Source organism: Thomasclavelia sp., assembly GCF_047249845.1.
Classification (GTDB): domain Bacteria; phylum Bacillota_I; class Bacilli_A; order Erysipelotrichales; family Coprobacillaceae; genus Thomasclavelia.
Map to the genome: position 1 here is coordinate 1 of NZ_JBKTWO010000047.1, position 22,570 is coordinate 22,570.

Here is a 22,570-nt window from a genome sequence, read left to right on the forward strand (position 1 = left end):
CTTCTATATTATTAGATATATTATTATATATATTATTGGGTAAACTTTGTTTAATACCCCGTTCAACTTTGTTTAACGGTTCCGTTAAACTTTGTTTAATACCTATTAAACTTTCTTTACCGCTTAACACTATTAAACTTTTTTTAATGGTATTAATATCTTTTGCACTGTATTGTACAAACTTTACTCCGTTATACATCTGCTCGAATCTGTCTATATAACTTTGTTCTTCCAGCTTTTTTAAAGCATTTAATACCCCCTGTTTAGTAGAGTTGGTCCAATCAGCTAAATACTGCAAACCCGCATTATAACTTTGTCCCTCGGTTTGGGAAAAACCATAAATAATAGCATATATTAACAATGCATTACCTTTTAGATTTAATTCGGTTATCATCCACCCGTGTATAACTATAAAGTTACAGTTTTGTACCTTATTTTTTTTACTCATTTTTTTGCTCCTCCTTGTAAATTTTTAATTTTCCCTTTTTTATAAAGTAATCCATTTTATCGTCCACGATAACAGGAGTTAAGCAATTCGTGTCTATATATTTATCTTCTCCGATGTTATGTATTTCATTATGGTGCTTTCTGCATAATGGTAGTACTCTTTTTCCTACGTGAGACATTTTTTTACGATTGTTTCCCATTCCTACATGATCTACATGGTGTATATCTGCACGAGCTCCACATACCGCACATATTCTTTTAAAGCACATTATATAAACCTGTTTGCTTCCAAAATGATAATTATTTTTTTTAATAATATCATCGTTTATTGGTATTCTTTGATCTATACAGTGGTTTATAATCGTGTCAATTAATCCGTTTGCATAAGTCATAGAGCAGTTTGACAAACTCTCAACTTCTATTTCCCGTAAATTTGCATTAAAATACTGCATCACAATTCTACAGTAGTTTTTTTCATCACCTGTATAAAAACTAATATCATCACATAGTGCAAATATAAAATTTCTTTGCTTCTCACTAATACGTCTTGTATCAATAATTTTAATTTCTACATCAATGTAATTGTCTGGACTACAGTCCAGAAATAAATCATTAATTTCTCCTAGAACTGCGCCCTCAATTACATGTACACCGTTAACCTTTCTAATTCTTGCCATACCTAAAACTGTATATCTTTTTCTGTTATGTCATATGTATTTAGCGAATTGTCAAATTCCTTTGCTAAATCAATGCATTCATTTTTATTTTCTTCTTTTTTCTTTGTTTCTAAAAACTGTACACTATTACAAATAACCTCAACCGCATATGTTTTCTGCCCTTGGGAATTATCATAACTGCGTGTTTGTATTCTTCCTGTAACCCCGACTAAGCTTCCTTTTGAACAGTATTTTTCTACATTTTCAGCAAGTTTGCGCCAAACAATACATTTTATAAAATCTGCCTGTTGTTGACCATCCTGTGAAATATAATTACGATTGACTGCAAGAGTCAAAGAAGTTACTGCATCGCCCTGTGGCGTTCTTCTAAGCTCGGGATCGCGTGTTAAGTGACCTACTAAAACAACATTGTTTATCATGTTAGTTACTTCCTTTTTTATTTAATTTAGCTTTATAGAAAGGACACCACTGTTTAACATTGCAGTAATCATCGCATTTTGTGTCCTGTCCCTCTCTAAATTCGATATAATGCTTGCTATCAAGATTTTTACTAGCTATATATTCGTTAGCTTCAACTTGACTTGAACATACTTTTAATGCGCTTTTTCTCCCCTCTTTCATAACTGCATATTTATCATCCTTATGCCATCGTTCAACATCTGTACACGGGATTAACTTATCGTCACTTAACGCTTCCTGTAGTTTAATTTCATTGAATTTATTTTTAATAAATCTTTCAATTTCTTTAAAATCATTATCGCTAAATTCAAACGAAACTTTATGTACAGGAAATTGAGGATAGCTTGTATCATATTTAGCTTTAGATTTAGAATGGTCTTTTAAAGTTGCAATTATTTCGCCTTTGTTACACTCAAAACCAATCTTTTTTAACATATATGCATATATTAATAACTGCTTGCGGTAATCCTCCCAATCGTTAAAAATTACTTTCCAAACAGTAGCAGTTTTATAATCTGTTACTTTCTTTTCTTTGGCATCGTATAAATCAAAAATACCGCTTAGCTTATATCCTCCATCCACATCAATAACGATTTTGTTTTCTTTTAACTGTTCTGCTTCCTCCTCGGCATTTTCCAAAATAGAATGAACCGCAGTACCGAATATCAACCAAATCATATCTGATACATCATTTTGTATTTCATCATGATGACGTCTTTCCAAGACCGCTTCACATGAGCCTTTTAAAAGCTGGGTTGCTGAATACTGCTTATCTTTGTATTGGTACTCACGTTCTACCGCACTTACAAAAGGTGCGGGTAAGTTGTTTACATTAGTTATTTTCATATTAGTTTATTCCTCCCTGTTGAATTGTTTCGTTTTGTTGCTGATGTTCATATGTACTTATTAGAAATTTATAGAATTTAATAAGCTCAAACAGTTCATTGTCTTCTAGATCAACAACGTTAATTGATTTAACTTTTGCTTTTTGCAGTACCATAGGTTTTAATTTTTCTCTAAAATCAATTCCATATTCATCAAGTTTGTTCACGACCTTTGTATGTTCTGCTAATAATAAACTGTGTTTTTCATTGATTGTCTGCGGTATCTTTTCATATTCTTTACTAGCCTCTGCGTCCAAATCCTCACCTGTAGCGATTTTATAGGCTTTTAACAATGCGTATTTATCACAATAAGTCATTGCTTTGCCTGTGGCTTTATCTCCACTGTCAATACCATCACCATAGCTTACTATGTCTATATATTCATTAGGGTTTTGGATGTTTAAGAACCTGTACACTGTTTTAAGACGAATATAAAAGCTTTCCCTATCCCCTTTTTTTCCTTTAAAAGTAACCTGTCTGCTTTCAACGATCTCACGACTGTGCGGGTAACTGTAAATACCTATTTTTTCTTCTATAGGTTTTACTGCTTTTAATACATCTACTTCACTAACCGCTTTATACGAATTATAAGAACTTACTTCTACTTCAAGATTTTTAGCAACAGTTTTAATTTGCTTTGTCGCACTTAACATCTTTTCATAGATGTTTTTTGCTTTTTTCTGTGCCATTTTTATTCCTCCTCTAAATCATTTTTGATGTCTAAATGATCTTCAATAAGTTTTGCCATATCATCTAATTCATCATCAAACATTTTTTTAAACATTCCCTTAACGCTGGCTACTTTATCATTTCCATATCCTTTAGCTAATAATGCTTCACTATTGCTTAGCATAACTGTTAAAATATCTTCCAGCACTTCTTTATACTGTTCTTGCTCGCTGTATCTTGTTTTAAATTCTTTTATTGTATTGTCTATTTCTTCTATTTCTTTTAGTTTTCTTATTTGGCTTAATGATAAAGTGTTTTTGATACTGTATAAATCCGCATCCTGTAAACGCATTTCATCGCTCATTTGTTCCGCTTCCATTTTATTTCTCCTTTTTATATAACCGTTTGGATAATACCCGCGATAGCAAATCCCGATAATATAATCATTACTGTTATTGTAAACACTCCTCGCGCACTTAACTTATCCATTTGACACTCCTTTTTTATTAAGTTATAATTTGTTTGGTTCTTTTTATATGGGCGACTTTGGCGAGTCGTCTTTTTTACTGTTTGGCAAATTCTATAATGTCTTTATTTCTAAATATTTCACCCTCTTTAATCATTTTGTAACCGCGACGTTGATGGTTGTTTGCGGTTTCGTTTATTTCTTCCCTTGTTGTACAAGCGAAGTAACCGCCCGTTCGCCCCGACACACTTCCTATAAAGATAGTAAATTTAGGATCACATCGGATGTTTTGAATAATCTTGCGCATAGCTTTATCGCTTTTTATTTGTGGGAAAACCCCTCTTAATTGACGGTTTTTAATCTTATTTTCTTTGCCAATGTAATTGGTAATTATATACCTGTATACTTGTTTTTCTATTTCCATCGCATCACCTCCTTTAAGCTCCAAATCTTCTTGTTAGCCAATTGTCTAACTTAGAAGTATCTACTTTCCAAGGTGATGTTTTACCCGCTTTATGTGCGGGAAAACCGCGTATTTTAGTATATTTTTTTAGTTCCCATTCGCTAAATCCAAATGGCAATAATTCTTTTATCGTCATATAGCGTTTGGGATAACTGTTATTTGTGGTAGTTGTTCGCATCTTGTTTACCCTCCGTTTTTTGTTTTAACTTTACCAATAAATGTTATTGTTATTTCCGAAACATCGCTTGAATATTTATTGATGTTCAACTGTTTTACATCTTTAATTTCAACGCCATTAATAAAGATTTGGTATTGATCATCATTTGCGATTAATTCAACTTTATCCATTGCTTACTCCTTTCTGTATATGTTTATGTGGTAGTTGTTTGCAATATCATCATTGTGTAAAGTTAAACTTTACTGTTTTTGCGAAAAATAATGAAGTCACTAGGAAAATCATAGACTTCAGATATTATATCTCTATACTTATTTTGGATTATAGATGGGTCTTTTTCCCACTTAATTAAGGTAGCTTCACATACACCTAATAATTTAGACGCTTCTTTTATAGTAAGTCCAGCATTAACTCTTGCCGCCTTTAGTGTTATTTTTTTTGGCACCTTATCACCTCCTCCTTACAACATACATTATAGTAAAGTTTAACTTTACAGTCAAGGGAAACTTTAAAAAAAACATTAAAATATGCAAATTATTAAAGTTTTACTTGAAATACTTATAAATGAATATTATTATATATATTGAAATAGAATAACAGAAAGTGAGGTGATTATTTTGGCTGATACTAGAGAGATTAAAAATACATTCGCTAAAAACCTTAGATACTATATGAAACGAAACGGATTAAACCAGACAAATATAAGCGAGATCGCTCACGTTTCGAAACAATCCGTTTCAAATTGGTTGAGTGGCAAGCTACTCCCTAGAATGGGTGCGGTTGAATATTTGGCGGATTATTTCGGTATTTTAAAATCTGATTTACTAGAGGAAAAAAGTGATGAACAATGCAATGTTTGGAAAAATTTAAAACAAACAAGAGAAAACAAAGGTATAACCAAAAGTGAGTTATCCAAACTTACCAGCATTCCAATAGAACAAATTAACGATTTTGAAAACAACATAAGTATACCTAACTATGAAACTTTAGTTACATTATCTAAAGTTCTTGATTGCGAAGTCTCGCGTTTGCTTTTAGGTGATGAACTTGATCGTTATGATATGTCAATCATAGATCAAATAGATGATATTATGATGAGCAATAACGAAGCAAGAAAGAAACTTATTAAATCTGCTATAGATTTGCCCGAGGAAGATATACTATTTATGGAAAAAGTACTTGATGCCCTAATAGAAAAAAAGACCGATTGATTATCGACTAAAAAAGGTGTATAAAATGTGTGACTCAAATAACAAAAAAGCCATAGCTAATAATATTAAAAAGTATATGAATTTAAATAATAAAACAAGAAATGATGTTTGTAATGATTTAGGTTTTAAATACACGACTTTTTCTGATTGGATTAATGGAAAAAAATACCCTAGAATTGACAAAATAGAAATGCTCGCTAATTATTTTGGCATTGAAAAATCCAATTTAATCGAAAATAGCAACTTATCAATTAACACATCTGCCAAACTTCATGATAAAGTTGTTAACGCGACAATCGGAGCAAGAATAAAAGCGCTACGACAAAAAAACAAATATACTTTAGATCAAATAGCTGATAAATTAAAAACGTCAAGGCAAACCGTTTTTAAATATGAAAACGATTTAATATCGAATATACCAAATGACAAAATTGAACAATTAGCTTATATATTTAATGTATCACCGTCTTATCTAGTAGGGTGGCAACAGAACGCAAATAATCAAACAAGAAAAAATCTTATAGATGCAATTATGAAACTTCCCGATGAAGATATTGCATTGTTAGATACAATAGTTAATAGGTTAAACAAAAAAACCGATTAATTTACCCTTTAATCGGCTTTGTGTCGAGCGTGTTCAAGGCATTTGATTGCCATTTTTAAAGCTCGAATATTTTGGACTTCTTGTATAAGATTTAATAAATAATTTTTTAAATCTTCTATATAGTTATCCATAGTACCGTCCCCTCTCATTTTTATTTTAAAATATCTAATTAATTAAACATTTATTGGGATAATAAGTGGTACAGTACATAAATAATTATATATCGACAAAACATGTTTGAAAAGAGAACAAGCGCAATCTTCCGATACTGCGGACAGAAATATAAATAATCTTGTTATTTGTATTTGGATTCGTATAAATCGCTTATTTTAACATGCAAAGCAATTGCTATTTTTTCTAAAAAATCAATTCTAGGACTATGCTTTTTGTTTTCATAATCGCTTATTGTCGATTTAGGAATACCAGTCATTTTAGATAGTTGACCAAGACTAATATTCTTTTTATTTCTTATGTCTGCTATTAATATTTTCATTGTAACACCTCCATTGAGAAGTGTTACCTAAAAAAAATATTATAAAAATTTATTTCAACAGAAAGGAGGCATTATGCGGAATAAATGTTTATATTGCGGTAAATCTTTAAGTTTTTTTAACACATCAAAATTGTGTGTAAAATGTGATGCTTATCTAGATGTTAGGTTTGAAACTTGCAAAGCAAACGGAAGAAAATCATTAAGTCAAATACGGCATGGTTTTAAAAACCCTGCTTCTTATTTAACGAGATATGAATTAATAGTTAGATCAATACAAGATATAGAAGAAATAAAAAAATATAAAAATATTGATTTTGATATTACAATTAACGATGTTCACATAGAAATAAACAATATGTTACAAGCCTACTTAGATAGAGAAATTAATAATTCCTATACTCACAGTAACAATCCTTTATCAGTATTAAATAAATTGAATCAAATAAAAAAGTATTTGAATGAATGTGCAATTAAACATCCTATATTTGCGGACTTAATAAATATTCAAAACAAAAAAATCACTAATATTATAGACTTAAATATAATCAACCTTAACAAAACAAATAATATCGATACTTCAAATTGGTATTTTGATATTAAAAAAATGAAAGAATCTGAGGTCTATAATGCTTATTGTATAACAAAAAAAACATACCAAAATAAAATCATTAATGATTTATACACTTTAAACAATGCAATTGATTTATATAATAATCGTTATAACGGAAACGCTTATAAAATTAACCCAAATAAAATTCAATTTAAAAAATTTCATTGTGATTATGATTATGCTTATCTTTATTATGACCCATACACAAAAGGTGGTAATATAACTAAAACACCTTTTATATTACACTTCGATATAAGTAATGATGGTTTTTTGAATGAAAATTTTGGAAAAATTAAATACTTGTGTGATGGAACGATGTATAAAGCGTATATACGAACATATACCCCTAACAAAGGCAAAATAATTATAATTGACTGTATTTTTAACAATGATGAATTAATCATAAAATCAATTGAAGAAAAAGGAAGTGAGAAACCTAAAAAAATATACAAACTATAAAAAAGCCCTCCGTTGGCACGGAGAGCAAACATGAAACGCAAACAACTACCACATTATTAGCAATCCATGTAGCCATATTTTAACATAGATTGCTAAAAAAAGAAAGGATGTATAAATATGGCGCAAAAATATAAACAACGCAAGGACGGGCGTTATTCTACTTCTATTCGGCTTGGAGGTAAACAGTATACCGTTTATGGTAAAACCGCTAAAGAGGTGGAAAAGAAAAAAAGAGATTTAATAGTAAACTACGAACAGGGGCAACTGTTAAAAAGCGGTAAAGTATTATTTAAAGACTACAAGGAACAATGGTTTAAAGCTAAAAAACCGCTTATAAGTGCTAAATCTGTACAAAGCTATAAATCTATTTTAGAAAACCATTTTGACAGAATAGATTATAAAAGAATTACCGATATAAAAAAAACAGATATACAAATGATCATAAATGATCTTATAGATAAACCAAATACCGCCAATAAGGTATACATGACTCTTAACCAAATTATGGAAAGTGCGATTGATGATGATATAATCGTTAAAAATCCTTGCAAAAGAATAGTTAAGCCTAAAATAAAAAAGACAGAAAAAAGAATTTTAACTGATGAAGAATTTTATTTGACAGAAATTGCAGACTTTAGCGATCGCGAAAAAATGTTTGTTATATTATCTAAATACTGTGGTCTTAGACCCGAGGAAACACGAGCATTAACAAAAAAAGATTTTGTTATAGAAAACAATAGCGGTTATATAACCATAAATAAAACAGTAGTTTACACTTCCAATAAACCTATATTCCAAAAATTTGCTAAAAACGATAGCAGCATAAGAGAAGTACCGCTATTTAGCAATATAATCCCGTTTGTGAGCTATTTCTTATCCACCCTGCCAACTTCAAAGCTGTTTACAAATCTAACAGGAGGGAATGATTATTTAACGTATCAAGGTTATAAATGGCTCGTTAAAAAGATAACGGATAAAATAAAAGTGAAAGCACTAGAATTAAATATAGAATTTAATAACGACGGGTTTACACCATATATATTTAGACACACCTATGCTACTTTGTTATATTACAGTGGCGTTAGATTAAAAGACGCACAGTACTATATGGGGCACAGTGACAGTAAAATGTTAAACGAAGTGTACATACACTTAGACAAACATAAATTAAGAGAAAATGATATTATTGAAAATTTCGTTGAAGAAAAAATAAAATTAACAACTAAAAATATCGAATTAAAACTACTTAGTAATGAGTAGTTTTTTTAACACCTTTTTTGACTACCATTTGACTACCACTAAAGACTATCAAACACTTCTAAATATATCAAAATACATACAATAAAAACAACTTATAACAAGACATAAAAAAAGCCTAAACCCTAGTAAAACCTAGTGTTTAAGCCATGTTTTCTAATGGTCTCCCCTCACGGTCTCGAACCGTGGACCCTCTGATTAAGAGTCAGATGCTCTACCAACTGAGCTAAGGAGAGATGACATTTATTATAATACACCTATTATTAAATAAAAGCAAGGAATTTTTAATGATAAAGTCTAAAATTTATGATATAATTAAAAAACAGGTGGGGTGATTTAGTTATGTTTTATAAGCAAACCGTAGAAAATATAAAAGTAGTTATTTTGTCATTAGATGGAGGAATATTAGATTTAAATCGTCTAAGATTTAATTATTTAAAAAAAATATGTAAGATTCATAACTATGATATTACAAAAGAAGATTTTGAAAAATCACTTGGTAATATGCAAACTATGTATAACAGTTTTCCAATTACAAAAGATATTGTTCCTGATGATCTAAACGAGCTAATTGAGCGTGATTTGTATGAATATGCTAAATTAAAACCAAACTCATTAATAAAAGAAGGAACTGAAGAAATATTACAGTTTTTTAAACAAAAAAATATTAAAATTGCTGTGATTTCTAGTCACAAAATAAAACGTGCTATTCAATACTTGCAATTAACCAGATTATATAACTACATTGATTTTATTATCGGTGGTGATAGTAACAATCCCCCTTTACCAGATCCCTACTTATTAACAACCGTCTTAGAACAATTAAATATTACTCCAGAAGACGCTTTAGTCGTTGCAAATTATCCTAATTTACTATATGCTGCTAACCGTAAATTAATGAATGTAATTTATTTAACTGATCTATGCCCAATTACCAATTCAATTACTTCTAGAGCTTTTAGAGTTGCTAAAAATAATCTTGAAGTTATTAATATTTTTCTTTTTGCACGATATGATTCAATGGAAATGTATTCACCATTACTTGGTATGTCTAGTGATATGTCTGTTGAAACACTTGAACAGACATATTATAAACTGCTTGAAGAGTATCAAAATGATCCTCAATTAATAGATTTAGTTCGTGATACTTATCATTATTTTTTAGGTGAGATTTTAAATAAGAAATCTGTTTCTATAAATCCTTCTTTATTCGAAGATGAAAATTCTGACAACTATAAAAAAGAAAGTAACTCATTGGAAGAGGATAAACCAAACTTTGATAAACAAGAAGAGTTAATTAAACATTTTGAATTTACAGATGAATCTAATGATGATTATCAATCTGAATCTGTTAAAAAATCAGCTTCTAGTAAATCAATTATTGGTGGGAATCCAGAACGAGTTAATGAACTTATGGATATTATTAATGGAACATCAGTATCAAAAACAGATACCGGAGAAAAGGACAGTTCATCAATTGAAACAATAATCGATGAAGACGATGAAACGGTTTCTTTTACTACTAAAATTATTAATTTTCTTTATATATTAGCTCTAGTTAGTATTGGTTCTTTTTCAGGAATGATTGTCTTTGTTGCTTTTGAAGATTTTATTTGTGGTCCAGGTATAATTGCTAGTATTATAAAAAATATAATTGATTTTTATATAAATATTGTTTTATCAATATACATATTTATTTTTAATGAACTTCATAGCTTTTTGAATTTTATTCCGAATTATAATAGTTTAATTTCTGGGAATAGTTTTTTATCTCCTCTAGCAATCAAACTAATCTTATTTATTATTTTTAATCTAATCATTGTATATATAGTTAAGTTTGGATACATCTTATTTAAAGAAGGGAAGGACGATAATGACTCTTCTACAGAAGATTAAAGAAATAGATATAAAAACATCTCATTTTTTTCCAAAATTTTATCATCATAAATTATTAAGCAATACAATGAAATTTATTGCTGGAATTGGTGACTTTGGAATGATTTGGCTACTGCTGATTCTTATTTTAAGTCTAAGCAGCAAAACACAATTATTATCACAAAAGATGCTGGCAGCATTACTTTTAGCAACTATTATTGGACAAGTTACTATCAAATCAATCATAAAAAGGAAAAGACCTTGTCACACATATAGCGATGTAGAAATGCTTATCGCTATCCCTAGCGACTATTCTTTTCCCTCAGGACATACTACATCTAGTTTTGCCTGTGCTACCACTGTATGTTTTTTCTTTTCCAAGACAGGTATAGTACTTATTCTATTTGCATTTTTAATGGCTTTTTCTAGATTATACTTATTTGTTCACTATTTAAGTGATGTAACTTTTGGAATGATTTTAGGAATTAGTGTTGGTATAATTGTAATGATGTTCTAATAAAAACAGCATCCTTTAAAAGGGATGCTGTTAAAACATTACATATATTAATATCACTGCAATTAAATTTTTTATCCCGTGTAAGAAGATTGGAGCAATAATGTTCTGTCTTTTTTCATATGCATAAGAAAAAGCTAACCCAGCAGTCATATATGGAATCAACTTTATCCACTCGCTCATATCACCAGCTAAAATATAGCTATAAACATGTAATAAGCCAAACAAGAATGCAGAGATCAAATGTGCCCAAAATACACTTTTTTGGCGAAGGGTATTAAATATAAGTCCTCTAAAAAACAATTCTTCAACAATCGGCGCTAGGATCACTGCATGAAATGTCATTAATAACATATTTGATGATACTAATGTAACAACTAATGTTTGATTTGTTGCTTCACTAGTATTAGCAGGTAAAAGTAAATTAACTATAAATTCCCCTATATAACTAAATAAATAAGCAGAACCAATCCCAATGGTTAAAACCCAAATAATATTTTCTAATAATTCCTGTTTAAATATTTCCCAATTCTTTTTAATAAAATCTCTAAATATAAATAACAAAAAAATAGCCGTTGATAGTGCAATTAAAACATTAAAATACGTATTAATAGTTTCTGATGTTAAATTATCATTGACATATGTTACATATAATTTTATTAAAAAATTAAAAAAACTTGGTGCAAAATATAAATACCAGGGAAAAAGAAGAATTGTCCCAATTGCTTTTTGACGATTATTTAATTTCACTTTAGTTATTAAACTCAATTTAACACTCCTATACATTATTCTCTAAATTTATTTCTTCAAACAATACTGCAACACTTGTTTGCATCTCCGCAGAAAATAAATAAACAATTAAAGCCGCCATTAACACATCAATAATTAAAGGAATTGGTAAAAACGCTTGAACAACAGATGTTATTACAATAGACAAAATATACCATCCTAAATAAGAAAGGTATAAAACAAATAATGTTCCCTTATGTCCTTTCATTAGCCGTGCTGATTGACTCATCGCCTTAACCCCATAAATTCTATTCTTTTCTAACACATATGGTGTCAATGCAAAAATTAAACTGTACATGACTGCAACAACCGCCATAACAATAATACCTAATATAACTATCCCACCAAGAGAAGTAGCCGCCTGCATAAAAGCAGGATCTTCTAAATAAGCTGTAACATCACTTGTATAAACACCAGCTTGTGAAAATAACAAGCCTAAATTATTAAACGCACTTTCATCAATTGTTAACCTTGCAATAAAAAATAGCACCAAACAAACAAGCAGCATAAGCACCATTAAAAATGCTGTTTGAAGAAAATAAGTAAAAAACAATTCTCTAAATCTCTTTAACCCTGCAAGTCCTTCATGTTCAACAGTAATTTCATCTCCTTGTTCATTTACTGCTTTTAAAGCTGTTACAATATTACCATGAGAAAATGGTAACATTATTATTGATATCAGCAATGATAGAACTGGTATCATTACTCCTAGTGTTTGACTAATATAATTTACTATAGTTGTTGTTACACTAATAAATATAAAAACAAAAATTATATTATTACGATTTATCAAAATACTTTTTGCTTTTGTTTTAATATCACGAATATTCATTCATATCTTACCTCCATGAGCGTATTATAACAAAAAAGCTACCCAAAAGTAAAACTATTTAATATCCAAACTAGTTTTAATCGCTTGATTAATCAGCTGCATCATTTTATCATCGATTATTCCTACTTTTTCTCTTATTCTCTGCTTATCTATAGTTCTTATCTGTTCTAATAAGATAACGCTTTTTTTCTCTAAATAATTATTTTCAATAGTTACATGAGTAGGTAAAGGATTCTTGGTTAATCTAGATGAAATAGGTGCTACAATAATAGTTGTTGAATAACGATTTCCTTTATTATTCTGCAATACTACAACTGGTCGATATCCCCCTTGTTCACTTCCCACTACTGGTGATAAATCAGCATAATAGATTTCCCCTCTATGTATCATATTCACAACTCCTTTAGTGCAATATATGAAACAAATATATTTTTATTACACAAAATCATTTAACTAAATTTATAATTTATGGTAATATGTTGCCAATGGAGGTAACTATATGATTAAAGCTGTTATTTTTGATATGGATGGTTTAATGATTGATACTGAAAGGCTTGCTTTTGAAGGGTATCAGCACGTTTTAGCTAAAAGCGGATTAACTATGTCATTAAACTTTTATAGAAAACTATTAGGTAAACCTGTAGCAGGGATTTCTGAACTTATTTATAAAGAATATGGGGAGGACTTTGATATAAAAAATACTATTAAAGAAATCCACGAATATATGGATGAAGTTTTTGAAAATAAAGGAATTCCTTTAAAAAAAGGATTACTTGAGTTATTAAGATATTTAAAAGAGCATGATTATAAAACAATTGTAGCAACTAGTTCAAAACGTCATCGAGTTGACCATATTTTTAAATTAGCTGGATTAAATCCATATTTTGATGATTCAATTTGTGGAGATGAGGTAGTTAGAGGTAAACCTGATCCTGAAGTATTTTTAAAATCTTGTGAAAAATTAGGTGTTAAACCTTCAGAAGCTTTAGTTCTTGAAGATTCTGAAGCGGGTATTAATGCTGCTTATAGCGCAGCAATTAAAGTCATTTGTATTCCTGATTTAAAATATCCAGAGCCTGAATTTGCTGGAATGGCATATAAAATCATGAATGATTTATTAGAAGTACGTGATTTTTTCAACCAAGGTTAACTTGGTTTTTTTTATAGATAATAAAAAAACAGACTTCAAAATAAAGTCTGTCATTTGGCAAGTTTATTTAATGCATCTTTAGCAGCTTTTTGCTCCGCTCTTTTCTTACTAGAACCAACCCCAACTCCTAAAATCATTTCATCCATTTTTACAGCCATTTCAAAAACTGGATTATTGGATGGACCAGTAGCAGAAATTAAATCATAAGTAACTGTTTTTCTTTGGTCAGCTTGAATCAATTCCTGAAGTCGGGTTTTAAAATCAGTAATTTCATCATAATTTACATCTTCAACATGTTTATAAATCGTTATCTCAAGCATTTTTTCAACATATTCAGGTCCACAATCATGACAAATAGCACCTATTAAGGCTTCAAAGATATCTGCAAGTACACTATCACGATCTCGACCACCGTTATTTATTTCTCCAGCACCTAAAAAAATTAATGATCCTAAATTTAATTCTCTTGCAAAACGTGCAAGTGATTCTTCACGAACTAATTTGGCTCTTAATTGTGTTAAACGTCCTTCTGGTAAATCTGGATATAAATCAAAAAGATGTCTTGAAACATGATATTGCAATACTGCATCACCTAAAAACTCTAATCGTTCATAATCATGATTTTTTAATTTATTTTCATTTGCATATGAGGGATGAGTAAATGCTTCTTTAAATATATCGATATTACGATAAGGTATCTCCATATTATGCAAAAATTGTTCTAAATCCACTTTATTTCAATCCTTCTTTCATTTTTTCCACTACATTACTTGAAACCATATCAAATGCTAAATTCATTGCATTTTCAAAAGCAATCGCATCGCTAGAACCATGAGCCTTGATAACCGGTTTAACAAACCCAATCATTAAAGCACCACCTGCTGCTTTAGTATCAAATTTACACATCAATTGTTTTAAAGCTGGTTTTGCCATCACAGCCCCCGCTTTTGTTCTCAATGATGACATGAATCCGTCTTTTAAGCTTTTTACTAATACTTTTGCAACTCCTTCAACTGTTTTTAAAGCAACATTGCCTGTGAATCCATCAGTTACAATGACATCAGCATCCCCGTCTAAAATCTCCTTACCTTCAATATTACCAATAAAATTAATTTCTTGCATCTTTTCTAATAATTTAAATGTTTCTTGATGAATTTCATCACCTTTATGATGTTCTGCACCAATATTTAATAATGCTACTTTAGGATTATTAATCTTACGTACATTCTTTGCATAAATATTACCCATAATAGCAAATGATTTTAATTGTTCAGCTGTATTTTCAGAGTTTGCTCCAACATCAAGTAAAGCAACACCTTTATTGTTATATGTCGGTAACATCGCCATTAAACATGATTTTTCTACACCCTCCAAACGCTTTAAAAATAACATCGCACTAGCATAGTATGCACCCGTATTACCACATGATAAAACAGCATCAACTTCACCTTTTTTTGCTAACATCATTGTTTTTACCATACTAGATTCTTTTTTTCTGCGAATGGCTAAAATATTTTCTGTCATTTCTAAAACTTCTTGTGCATCAATTATTGTAACTTGTGAGTATGATTCTAAAGCTGTTAATTCCTCTTTTTTTCCTACCACATATAATTCATCTGTTTTATTTTTGCTTAGAAATGACAAACAAGCTTCAACAACTATTGCACTTCCTAAATCACCACTCATAGCATCGATTCCTAATTTCATATCACTTTCACCTCATATTAGTTCATATTATATCATAAAATTAATCAATATATTTATTATTGTTAATTAATTGTTCTTCAATTTCTGTGATCAACTTTAAATAAACAGCATCATTAGATTTATTTTCTAATAATTCTTTAGCATCTTTTCTAGATATCTCCAAAATATTTATATCTTTAAAAACATCACCAATCATAAATCCTGGTAAGCCACTTTGCTGATTCCCCAAAATATCACCAGGTCCTCTCACTTTTAAATCATAATAAGAAACCTCAAAACCATCTTGACATTTTTTTAAAAACTCTAATCGTTCAATCGCTTCTTTACTAGATGAACTACTTAACAAATAACAATACCCTTGTTCCTTCCCACGACCAACTCGTCCTCTTAATTGATGTAACTGGCTTAAACCAAAACGCTCTGCATTATAGATAACCATCCAATTAGCATTACTCACATCAACACCTACTTCGATTACAGTCGTTGAGACCAAGATTTGAATCTGATTATTCTTAAATTTTTCCATTATATTCTCTTTTACTTCATCATCCATTTTACCATGAAGCAAGCCAACTTCATAATCTTCTTTAAAGTATGCCCGCATTCCTTCATAAATACTCGTTGCATCTCTACTATCAATTGCTTCACTTTCTGCAACTAATGGACATACTACATAACATTGGCCACCACTAGCTAGATATTTTTTTAATTTATTTAAAATCGGCTTCATACTATGTGATTTTATCACATCAGTTATTACTTGCTTTCTTCCTGTTGGCATCGTTTTAATTGTTGAAACATCCATATCACCATATAAACTAATTGCTAGAGTTCTAGGAATCGGTGTTGCTGACATAACCATAAAATCAACTTGCTGCCCTTTTTCTTTTAATGCTTTACGCTGATTTACTCCAAATCGATGCTGCTCATCTGTTATAACTAAACCTAGTTTTTGATAATTAACTTTATCTTGAAATAAAGCATGCGTCCCTACTACGATATTAATTTTACCATCAATTAAATCCTGATAAATTTTTTGTTTTTCTTTATTTGATAAACGCCCTGTTAATAATGCTAAATTAATATCAGTTTCCTTAAATAGGTTGTTTAAAGATTTAAAATGTTGAGAAGCTAAAATTTCAGTAGGTGCCATCATTGCCCCTTGAAATCCTGCTAAATAGTTTGCATATAAGCCTATCGCTCCAACAACTGTTTTACCACTACCCACATCACCTTGGATAAAACGATACATTATAGTATCTTTTCTTAAATCATTGATTATTTCATCAACTGCTGTTTTTTGATCAGAAGTTAACTTAAATGGTAATTGATTAATAAATTGTTCTAATATATGGTGATTAAATTGCTTTTTTATTCCAATATTTTTTTTACGAGATAGTTTTATATATTGCATTGTTAATTGGAATTTTAAAAACTCTTCATATTTTAAATATCTCAAGGCCTCTTTAATATCATCGTTATTACATGGAAAGTGAATTAAATTTAAAGCTAATTCTTTATGTATCAAATGATGTTTGATCATTAATGAAGTTGGCACTTCGTCTTGAATATGACCTTGATAAAATTTTAAAGCTTTCTTGACATAATTTTGAAATGATTTTTGAGTTATTCCTTCCTTTAAAGAATAAACAGGAGTAATACCTATTAACTCTTCAAGTGCTTTTAATCTAATGTCATTTGCTGTAATACTATTATTTGTACTATTATATTTACCAATTACAGTTAAAACCATTCCTTTAATCATATTTTTCTTTAGAAAATGGCGATTAAAAATTATTACTTTATATACTTCTTGCTGATATAAAATCTGAAATGTCAATCTTGATAAACGTCCTTTAAAAAAAACCTTAGGTTCATCAATTAAAACACCTTCAATAATAACTTTTTCATTATTTATTAAAGGTGTTGCTTCTATACAATCATAACGATATGGAAAATGAAGGACTAAATCTTTCAAACAATAGATTCCCATATTATTTAATAATTTGATTCTATTTTCATTTATTTTTATTTGTTGTAAAGGAATTTGTTTCGCCATAATATCACCATGACTATTGTATATTATTTATAAAAAAATATCTACTACAAACTATTAATAACACTACTATCAAACATCATTCTATAATAAAAAAAAGAAGTTATTCAAACAGAAGAACTTAACCTGCAATCAATTCAATTGCACGATTTAAAACAGCTTTTCCATCCATTTTTGAAAAATCAATATCATTAATCTCTTCAACTGGAATAGATGTTTTAACAATTGATTTCACTTTTTCAAAATCACCAGTATTTTGTGGTGCAACCATAATACAATCAGCATCAGCCCACGATAATTCAATTGCACTTGCCGCTACAGCCCACACCATTACATCTACAGTTTGCTTAGCTGCTTCTTTTTTCATTGCATCTACAAGCATACTTGTAGTCAAACCCGATGTACAACAAAGTAAAATTTTATACATAACATACCTCCATAAATATTTTGCTGATTATTTATGAAACGATTCTATCATAATGAAATATAAATTACTACAATTTTCATAATTTAAGAATCATTTATTCTATTTATACAACTATAACAAATTCACTAACTACATATTAAAATAACTAGACGCATACAATATGTATGCGTCTATGAGCTTAAATTTCTTTTTTCTTTATCTGAGATAAAATTGTACCAGCAGCCAATATAAGTAATATACTAGGTAAAATCACTGATGTACCATCCCCTGTTTGAGGGCTAGATACTGTATTATCATTATTTGATACTTTAACTAGTGATAAAATTGCTTCATTAATTTTATTTGTAGCCTGATCTACTTCTTTTTGGGTAGCATTAATATCATTATAAACATTACGGCCATTATTAAGTGCTGTTACTAATCCTTGATAAGATTCTTTTGTATATTCTGCTTCTTTAATTAATTCAGCTTTTTTAATTGCTTCTAATAATAACTCTTTATTTACACTAACTTCTAGATTAGGAATCTCAAAACCTGTTTGTGAAGTAGTATTAGTTGAAGTTAGTGTATTTTGATATAGTAAATAAAATGCTGATGCTGACCAACTAAAGTTTTTAGTATGCAAACCTTCACCGGTTTCTGGATTATAATTTTCATGAATTGGTCCGTCATCTAACAAACCTTTTGCATGATCAAATAATTTAATTGTTACATCTTTAGCTTTATCATTATAACCATAATTTTGCAAAGCTTCTACTGCATATAAAGCTTGATCCAACCATACTGGTCCTCGCCAATATTTTTCAGGATCATATTTATCGTTATCTTTTGATGCTGTAGGGAAAGGTACAAAAGTATTAAATTTATTTTCATCCATCATATTTTCAACTACGTTTGCAGCTTGTTCTTTAGTTGCAGCTTTTGCCCATAAAGGAATCCAGCCTTCAGTCCCTTTTCCCCGATTAACTAATAATTTTTTAATACTACCATCTTCATTTGTTTGAACATCATAATAGAATCCAGTTTCTTCATCATACATATTATTATTAATATATTCTTGAAGGTGTTTAGCTTCTTTTGTATATTTTTCAACATCTGCCTCATATCCTAATTCCTCAGCCATTGATTTTAAGAAACCTTTTTCAGCATATAAATATGCATTTAAATCTACTGATTCTTGATTGATTACATATCCAATTGGATCATGAGCATCATTTCTTACAGTATAAATTTCAATTCCCTTGTCATCTGGTCCATTACCTTCTCGATCAAAACGAGTTGCATTATCCATACCACTTTCCCAAGCAGCTGCTTCAATTCCAGCTTCAGGACATACTATTCTTTCACCGTTTGTATCTAAAACAAAACCTTGGTCATTAACAGTTCCAAAACCTTCAACAATCTGTCCCACTTCATAACCGTAACTTGTCCAGTCATAGCATGTTTCATGAACCATTCCACCATACTCAGCTATTCCATTTTGATCAATATCACGATTTGTATACCACCAATTATGATATGCTACTAATTTAGGATACATTTCTTTTAAGAATTCTTTATCACCAGTTTGACGATATACATTTTCTACTGCCCATGCAGCTAATGCCGGTTTAGAATTACGTTCGTTCCAGTTTCCCCCATCACCGCCACGATCTTCATTTTGATTATAGAAAATACAATCAATAATTGCTCCTGCATCTTGTGGACGCACTGTATCATCACTTGTTATCTGATAATCAAATAATGCACGTACATTATTTTTAGCTAATTCTTCATTAAAATATGTTGTTGCAACTACCTGTTTCCAAGAGTCCCAAGCCCACATACCAATAAACCATTTATAAGACATTGATGGTACTATTCCATCATGCTTAATTGCTCCAGCTGGTGAAAACCAATTAGTCATCAATGTTTCCATTGATTTAACTGCCGCTTTTTGATAATTTTCATTTACATTTATTTTGTTTTCAAAAATTGTATCTACATAACCTTGCCAACGATTATTATTTTCTTCAAAATATTTATTAGGATTTTCTAATAAATCAGCAACTTTTTGTTTTTCAGTATTATTTTCATCAGTTGTATATGTGAAACTTTGTGTTTGATAAGTTTCGTATTTACTATTTGCATTAATAACAACCGGTTCGTTTTTAGTAATTGTATATGATAGCTGATCATCACTTATTTCAGTAGTAATGTCATCTTCACTTAATATAATATCAAATGAGTTTTCATCTGTTGTCATATAATTCCATGTACTACGAATTGTTTCAAAATTAACCTTTACCCCATTATTTCCTTTAGTTAATGTTGTTCCCATTCTATTGTTTGGATTTGTATAATATGTAAATAAATGTCCATCCCAAGATACATTTAATTTTAATTCTTCATCTGTTTTATTTTCAATTACAGTTTCAATTAAAGCAGTTCGATTAGTACCAAAAATCAATTTTAGTTTTAAAGTCAAATCTTTAAAGTCATATATTTGTTCTAATCTACCCGGATAATATATTTCTTCAGTTGTCGCCTTAGTTAAATCAATGTTTTCAACACCATCAGCAGTTACTTTTTCTAAATTTATCTTATTAATTGAATCAGATAAATTAACTGGATATTCTTCTGCAATAATTACTGGTCCTGCAAATCCACCATATAAATCAGTTGCACTTTTATCATGAAGATAATATCCATGCCAAGCTCCTAAATCTGAAAAGTTGTTATATTCATTTGTACTATATGTACCATAAATAGCTTCTTTAGGATCTGCTGTCACATCTAAAACATTTGCAAATTCTGTCAATGGTTTTGATTCCTTAGCTGCGCTTGTAATAGTAACAGACGAGCCGATCATCATGCATGACAATCCTACGATCAAACCTTTCTTCAAAAATTTTTGTTTTTTAATACCCATTTTCCTTCTCCTTTTCAACAAACTGTAAAATGTTGTAAACCAGACTTAATGAATGCGCGCTTATTTCATTAAAAAAGGCATTAACCATACAAAAGCTATATAGGGATTAAAAAATCACTATATAAAGCTTAGTCTAGTTAATGCCTGCCTTACCAGTTACACACTATTTACAACTTTTACGATAATTATAATATCATTGAAAGCGATTACTGTCAATGTTTCTATTTTAAAATTGTTCTTTTTTTTATACAAGTATATATTTTTATTATTTAATAACTTGAAATTTATGTTTACTTTCAAATTGGCTAGTTATCTCTTCAGTAACATATAATTTATCTTTTTTATCCAATAAAATCATATTAAATTTCTTACTGTGTTTTTTCCAATAATCTACTGCTTTTTCTTTACCCATTATAAATAATGATGTTGATAAGCCGTCTGCTAAAGTACCATCATCACTAATAATTGTAACTGATTTTAAATCACTATTAGCAGGATAACCTGTTACTGGATCAATTATATGATGATATCTAACACCATCCTGTTCAAAAAAACGTTCGTATCCCCCTGACGTAATGACAGCACAATCTTTAGCTTTAAATATTCCTAAATAATCATCATTATCAGGATCCTGAATTGCAACTTGCCACATTTCATCATTACTCTTTTTTCCTAAAACTTGAACATTTCCACCCAGATTAACTAATCCTTTTGAAACATTATGTTTTCGAAATATATCCATGATCTTAGAAGAAGTATATCCTTTAGCAATTCCTCCTAAATCAATCTTCACCCCTTCTTTTTCAAAAATAACAGTGGAGTTTTGCTCATCAATATTTATTGTAGAACAATCAACTAATGATAATAACTGGGTTAATGTATTGCTATCTGGTACAACATAATTTTTATCTATAAATCCCCAAGCCTGCATAATTGGATAGATAGTAATATCAAATTTACCATTCGTATCTTTCCATAACTGTAATGATATTTTTAGTAATTTTTCAGTATCTTTCGATAATTTACCACCACCATTTTGGTTCAATAAAAAAATCTCACTTTGCTGATTTTGCGTTGATAATAATTTATCTAAACGCTTGATTTCTGCAATCGCATCATTTACTGCACCTTGAGCATTATCACCATATGCTGTAATAGTCATATAAGTATCCATTGCAAATATATTTTTACTAATCTGTTTATCACTAATTGACCCATTTTGACAGCCCGTAAAAAGCAAACACCCTAAAACAAAACCTATAATAGTTCTTTTCTTAAGCATACTTCCTCCTTAGTTACAGTACTCTAACCCCTTTTTGCTAATCCTATCACTACCCTTTTTAAGTGTCAAGAAACATCATCTAATCCCATCGATTATATAAAAAAGAACTGTTGTAGGTTCTCTACTAACAGTTCCTCAGAAAATTATTCTTCA

At 29.7% G+C, this 22,570-nt stretch carries 28 protein-coding genes and 1 tRNA gene; 7 read left to right on the forward strand and 22 right to left on the reverse strand.

The genetic code is table 11. From position 1 onward, the window contains the following. The 10 genes from ACLR9T_RS11050 to ACLR9T_RS11095 form a co-directional block, all read right to left on the reverse strand. Window positions 1-448, reverse strand: a 448-nt coding sequence (locus ACLR9T_RS11050; RefSeq protein ID WP_413109582.1) for a helix-turn-helix domain-containing protein, incomplete at its 3' end; no start/stop codon positions are given. Then, on the reverse strand, window positions 441-1,124 hold the full coding sequence (locus tag ACLR9T_RS11055; protein WP_413109583.1) for a putative HNHc nuclease: 684 nt from the start codon (window positions 1,122-1,124) through the stop codon (window positions 441-443). The genes ACLR9T_RS11050 and ACLR9T_RS11055, both read right to left, overlap by 8 nt. Before the next feature lie 2 nt (window positions 1,125-1,126). Beyond that, window positions 1,127-1,543, reverse strand: a complete 417-nt coding sequence (ssb, locus tag ACLR9T_RS11060; protein ID WP_413109584.1) for a single-stranded DNA-binding protein — start codon at window positions 1,541-1,543, stop codon at window positions 1,127-1,129. A gap of 1 nt (window position 1,544) precedes the next feature. Beyond that, entirely contained in the window at window positions 1,545-2,429 is an 885-nt protein-coding gene (locus ACLR9T_RS11065) for a PD-(D/E)XK nuclease family protein (RefSeq protein WP_413109585.1), read from the reverse strand. Window position 2,430: 1 nt separating this feature from the next. After that, a complete protein-coding gene (locus ACLR9T_RS11070) occupies window positions 2,431-3,156 on the reverse strand; it encodes an ERF family protein (protein WP_413109586.1) in 726 nt (241 codons plus the stop codon). Between the two features lie 2 nt (window positions 3,157-3,158). Beyond that, complete coding sequence (locus tag ACLR9T_RS11075) at window positions 3,159-3,515, reverse strand: hypothetical protein (RefSeq protein ID WP_413109587.1); 357 nt, start codon at window positions 3,513-3,515, stop codon at window positions 3,159-3,161. A gap of 184 nt (window positions 3,516-3,699) precedes the next feature. Beyond that, window positions 3,700-4,026: a hypothetical protein gene (locus ACLR9T_RS11080; protein ID WP_413109588.1), complete on the reverse strand. Its 327-nt coding sequence runs from the start codon at window positions 4,024-4,026 to the stop codon at window positions 3,700-3,702. Between the two features lie 13 nt (window positions 4,027-4,039). Further along, window positions 4,040-4,243, reverse strand: coding sequence for a hypothetical protein (locus ACLR9T_RS11085; protein WP_413109589.1), 204 nt, complete (start codon window positions 4,241-4,243; stop codon window positions 4,040-4,042). 5 nt (window positions 4,244-4,248) lie between these two features. After that, complete coding sequence (locus ACLR9T_RS11090) at window positions 4,249-4,413, reverse strand: hypothetical protein (RefSeq protein WP_413109590.1); 165 nt, start codon at window positions 4,411-4,413, stop codon at window positions 4,249-4,251. Between the two features lie 62 nt (window positions 4,414-4,475). Further along, window positions 4,476-4,685: a helix-turn-helix domain-containing protein gene (locus tag ACLR9T_RS11095; protein ID WP_413109591.1), complete on the reverse strand. Its 210-nt coding sequence runs from the start codon at window positions 4,683-4,685 to the stop codon at window positions 4,476-4,478. A gap of 172 nt (window positions 4,686-4,857) precedes the next feature. Between ACLR9T_RS11095 and ACLR9T_RS11100 the strand changes: the two genes are divergently transcribed. After that, the gene (locus ACLR9T_RS11100) at window positions 4,858-5,451 is read left to right on the forward strand and encodes a helix-turn-helix domain-containing protein (RefSeq protein ID WP_413109592.1); all 594 of its coding nucleotides are present in this window, start codon (window positions 4,858-4,860) and stop codon (window positions 5,449-5,451) included. Window positions 5,452-5,476: 25 nt separating this feature from the next. Beyond that, a complete protein-coding gene (locus ACLR9T_RS11105; protein WP_413109593.1) occupies window positions 5,477-6,055 on the forward strand; it encodes a helix-turn-helix transcriptional regulator in 579 nt (192 codons plus the stop codon). An 8-nt stretch (window positions 6,056-6,063) separates the two neighbouring features. Here ACLR9T_RS11105 and ACLR9T_RS11110 read toward each other — a convergent pair whose 3' ends face one another. Further along, window positions 6,064-6,186, reverse strand: coding sequence for a hypothetical protein (locus ACLR9T_RS11110; RefSeq protein ID WP_413109594.1), 123 nt, complete (start codon window positions 6,184-6,186; stop codon window positions 6,064-6,066). Window positions 6,187-6,350: 164 nt separating this feature from the next. Further along, window positions 6,351-6,548 carry a helix-turn-helix domain-containing protein gene (locus tag ACLR9T_RS11115; RefSeq protein WP_413109595.1) on the reverse strand — a complete coding sequence of 66 codons (198 nt, stop codon included), beginning with the start codon at window positions 6,546-6,548 and terminating at the stop codon, window positions 6,351-6,353. Between the two features lie 73 nt (window positions 6,549-6,621). On the opposite strand from ACLR9T_RS11115, the gene ACLR9T_RS11120 reads away from it, so the two are divergent. Beyond that, on the forward strand, window positions 6,622-7,617 hold the full coding sequence (locus tag ACLR9T_RS11120; protein ID WP_413109596.1) for a hypothetical protein: 996 nt from the start codon (window positions 6,622-6,624) through the stop codon (window positions 7,615-7,617). A 117-nt stretch (window positions 7,618-7,734) separates the two neighbouring features. After that, a complete protein-coding gene (locus ACLR9T_RS11125; protein WP_413109597.1) occupies window positions 7,735-8,877 on the forward strand; it encodes a tyrosine-type recombinase/integrase in 1,143 nt (380 codons plus the stop codon). Between the two features lie 157 nt (window positions 8,878-9,034). Here ACLR9T_RS11125 and ACLR9T_RS11130 read toward each other — a convergent pair. Then, window positions 9,035-9,110: transfer RNA gene (locus tag ACLR9T_RS11130), tRNA-Lys, on the reverse strand. Window positions 9,111-9,216: 106 nt separating this feature from the next. Here ACLR9T_RS11130 and ACLR9T_RS11135 point away from each other — a divergent pair. Both ACLR9T_RS11135 and ACLR9T_RS11140 read left to right on the forward strand, forming a co-directional pair. Beyond that, window positions 9,217-10,770: an HAD family hydrolase gene (locus tag ACLR9T_RS11135; protein ID WP_413109598.1), complete on the forward strand. Its 1,554-nt coding sequence runs from the start codon at window positions 9,217-9,219 to the stop codon at window positions 10,768-10,770. Then, window positions 10,748-11,266: a phosphatase PAP2 family protein gene (locus ACLR9T_RS11140; protein WP_413109599.1), complete on the forward strand. Its 519-nt coding sequence runs from the start codon at window positions 10,748-10,750 to the stop codon at window positions 11,264-11,266. Before ACLR9T_RS11135 ends, ACLR9T_RS11140 begins: the two co-directional genes overlap by 23 nt. A 30-nt stretch (window positions 11,267-11,296) precedes the next feature. Here the strand turns inward: ACLR9T_RS11140 and ACLR9T_RS11145 are convergent, their stop codons facing one another. The 3 genes from ACLR9T_RS11145 to ACLR9T_RS11155 are packed head-to-tail and all read right to left on the reverse strand — an operon-like array spanning window position 11,297 to window position 13,274. Further along, window positions 11,297-12,031 carry a CPBP family intramembrane glutamic endopeptidase gene (locus ACLR9T_RS11145; RefSeq protein WP_413109600.1) on the reverse strand — a complete coding sequence of 245 codons (735 nt, stop codon included), beginning with the start codon at window positions 12,029-12,031 and terminating at the stop codon, window positions 11,297-11,299. A gap of 10 nt (window positions 12,032-12,041) precedes the next feature. After that, complete coding sequence (locus ACLR9T_RS11150; RefSeq protein ID WP_413109601.1) at window positions 12,042-12,884, reverse strand: DUF975 family protein; 843 nt, start codon at window positions 12,882-12,884, stop codon at window positions 12,042-12,044. A gap of 54 nt (window positions 12,885-12,938) precedes the next feature. Then, window positions 12,939-13,274: a type II toxin-antitoxin system PemK/MazF family toxin gene (locus tag ACLR9T_RS11155; RefSeq protein ID WP_413109602.1), complete on the reverse strand. Its 336-nt coding sequence runs from the start codon at window positions 13,272-13,274 to the stop codon at window positions 12,939-12,941. 109 nt (window positions 13,275-13,383) lie between these two features. Here ACLR9T_RS11155 and ACLR9T_RS11160 point away from each other — a divergent pair, with 109 nt between their 5' ends. After that, window positions 13,384-14,034 carry an HAD family hydrolase gene (locus tag ACLR9T_RS11160; protein WP_413109603.1) on the forward strand — a complete coding sequence of 217 codons (651 nt, stop codon included), beginning with the start codon at window positions 13,384-13,386 and terminating at the stop codon, window positions 14,032-14,034. 50 nt (window positions 14,035-14,084) lie between these two features. On the opposite strand, the gene rnc is transcribed toward ACLR9T_RS11160, so the two are convergent. The 6 genes from rnc to ACLR9T_RS11190 all read right to left on the reverse strand — a co-directional run bounded on the left by rnc (window position 14,085) and on the right by ACLR9T_RS11190 (window position 22,417). Continuing rightward, entirely contained in the window at window positions 14,085-14,765 is a 681-nt protein-coding gene (gene rnc / locus ACLR9T_RS11165; protein WP_413109604.1) for a ribonuclease III, read from the reverse strand. A 1-nt stretch (window position 14,766) separates the two neighbouring features. Next, entirely contained in the window at window positions 14,767-15,741 is a 975-nt protein-coding gene (gene plsX / locus ACLR9T_RS11170; protein WP_413109605.1) for a phosphate acyltransferase PlsX, read from the reverse strand. A gap of 40 nt (window positions 15,742-15,781) precedes the next feature. Further along, a complete protein-coding gene (gene recG / locus ACLR9T_RS11175) occupies window positions 15,782-17,800 on the reverse strand; it encodes an ATP-dependent DNA helicase RecG (protein WP_413109606.1) in 2,019 nt (672 codons plus the stop codon). A gap of 118 nt (window positions 17,801-17,918) precedes the next feature. Then, a complete protein-coding gene (locus tag ACLR9T_RS11180) occupies window positions 17,919-18,224 on the reverse strand; it encodes a PTS sugar transporter subunit IIB (protein WP_413109607.1) in 306 nt (101 codons plus the stop codon). Between the two features lie 178 nt (window positions 18,225-18,402). Then, window positions 18,403-21,135: an alpha-glucosidase gene (gene ygjK / locus ACLR9T_RS11185; RefSeq protein ID WP_413109608.1), complete on the reverse strand. Its 2,733-nt coding sequence runs from the start codon at window positions 21,133-21,135 to the stop codon at window positions 18,403-18,405. A 265-nt stretch (window positions 21,136-21,400) separates the two neighbouring features. Beyond that, window positions 21,401-22,417, reverse strand: a complete 1,017-nt coding sequence (locus tag ACLR9T_RS11190) for an FAD:protein FMN transferase (RefSeq protein WP_413109609.1) — start codon at window positions 22,415-22,417, stop codon at window positions 21,401-21,403. Window positions 22,418-22,570: the final 153 nt, after the last annotated feature.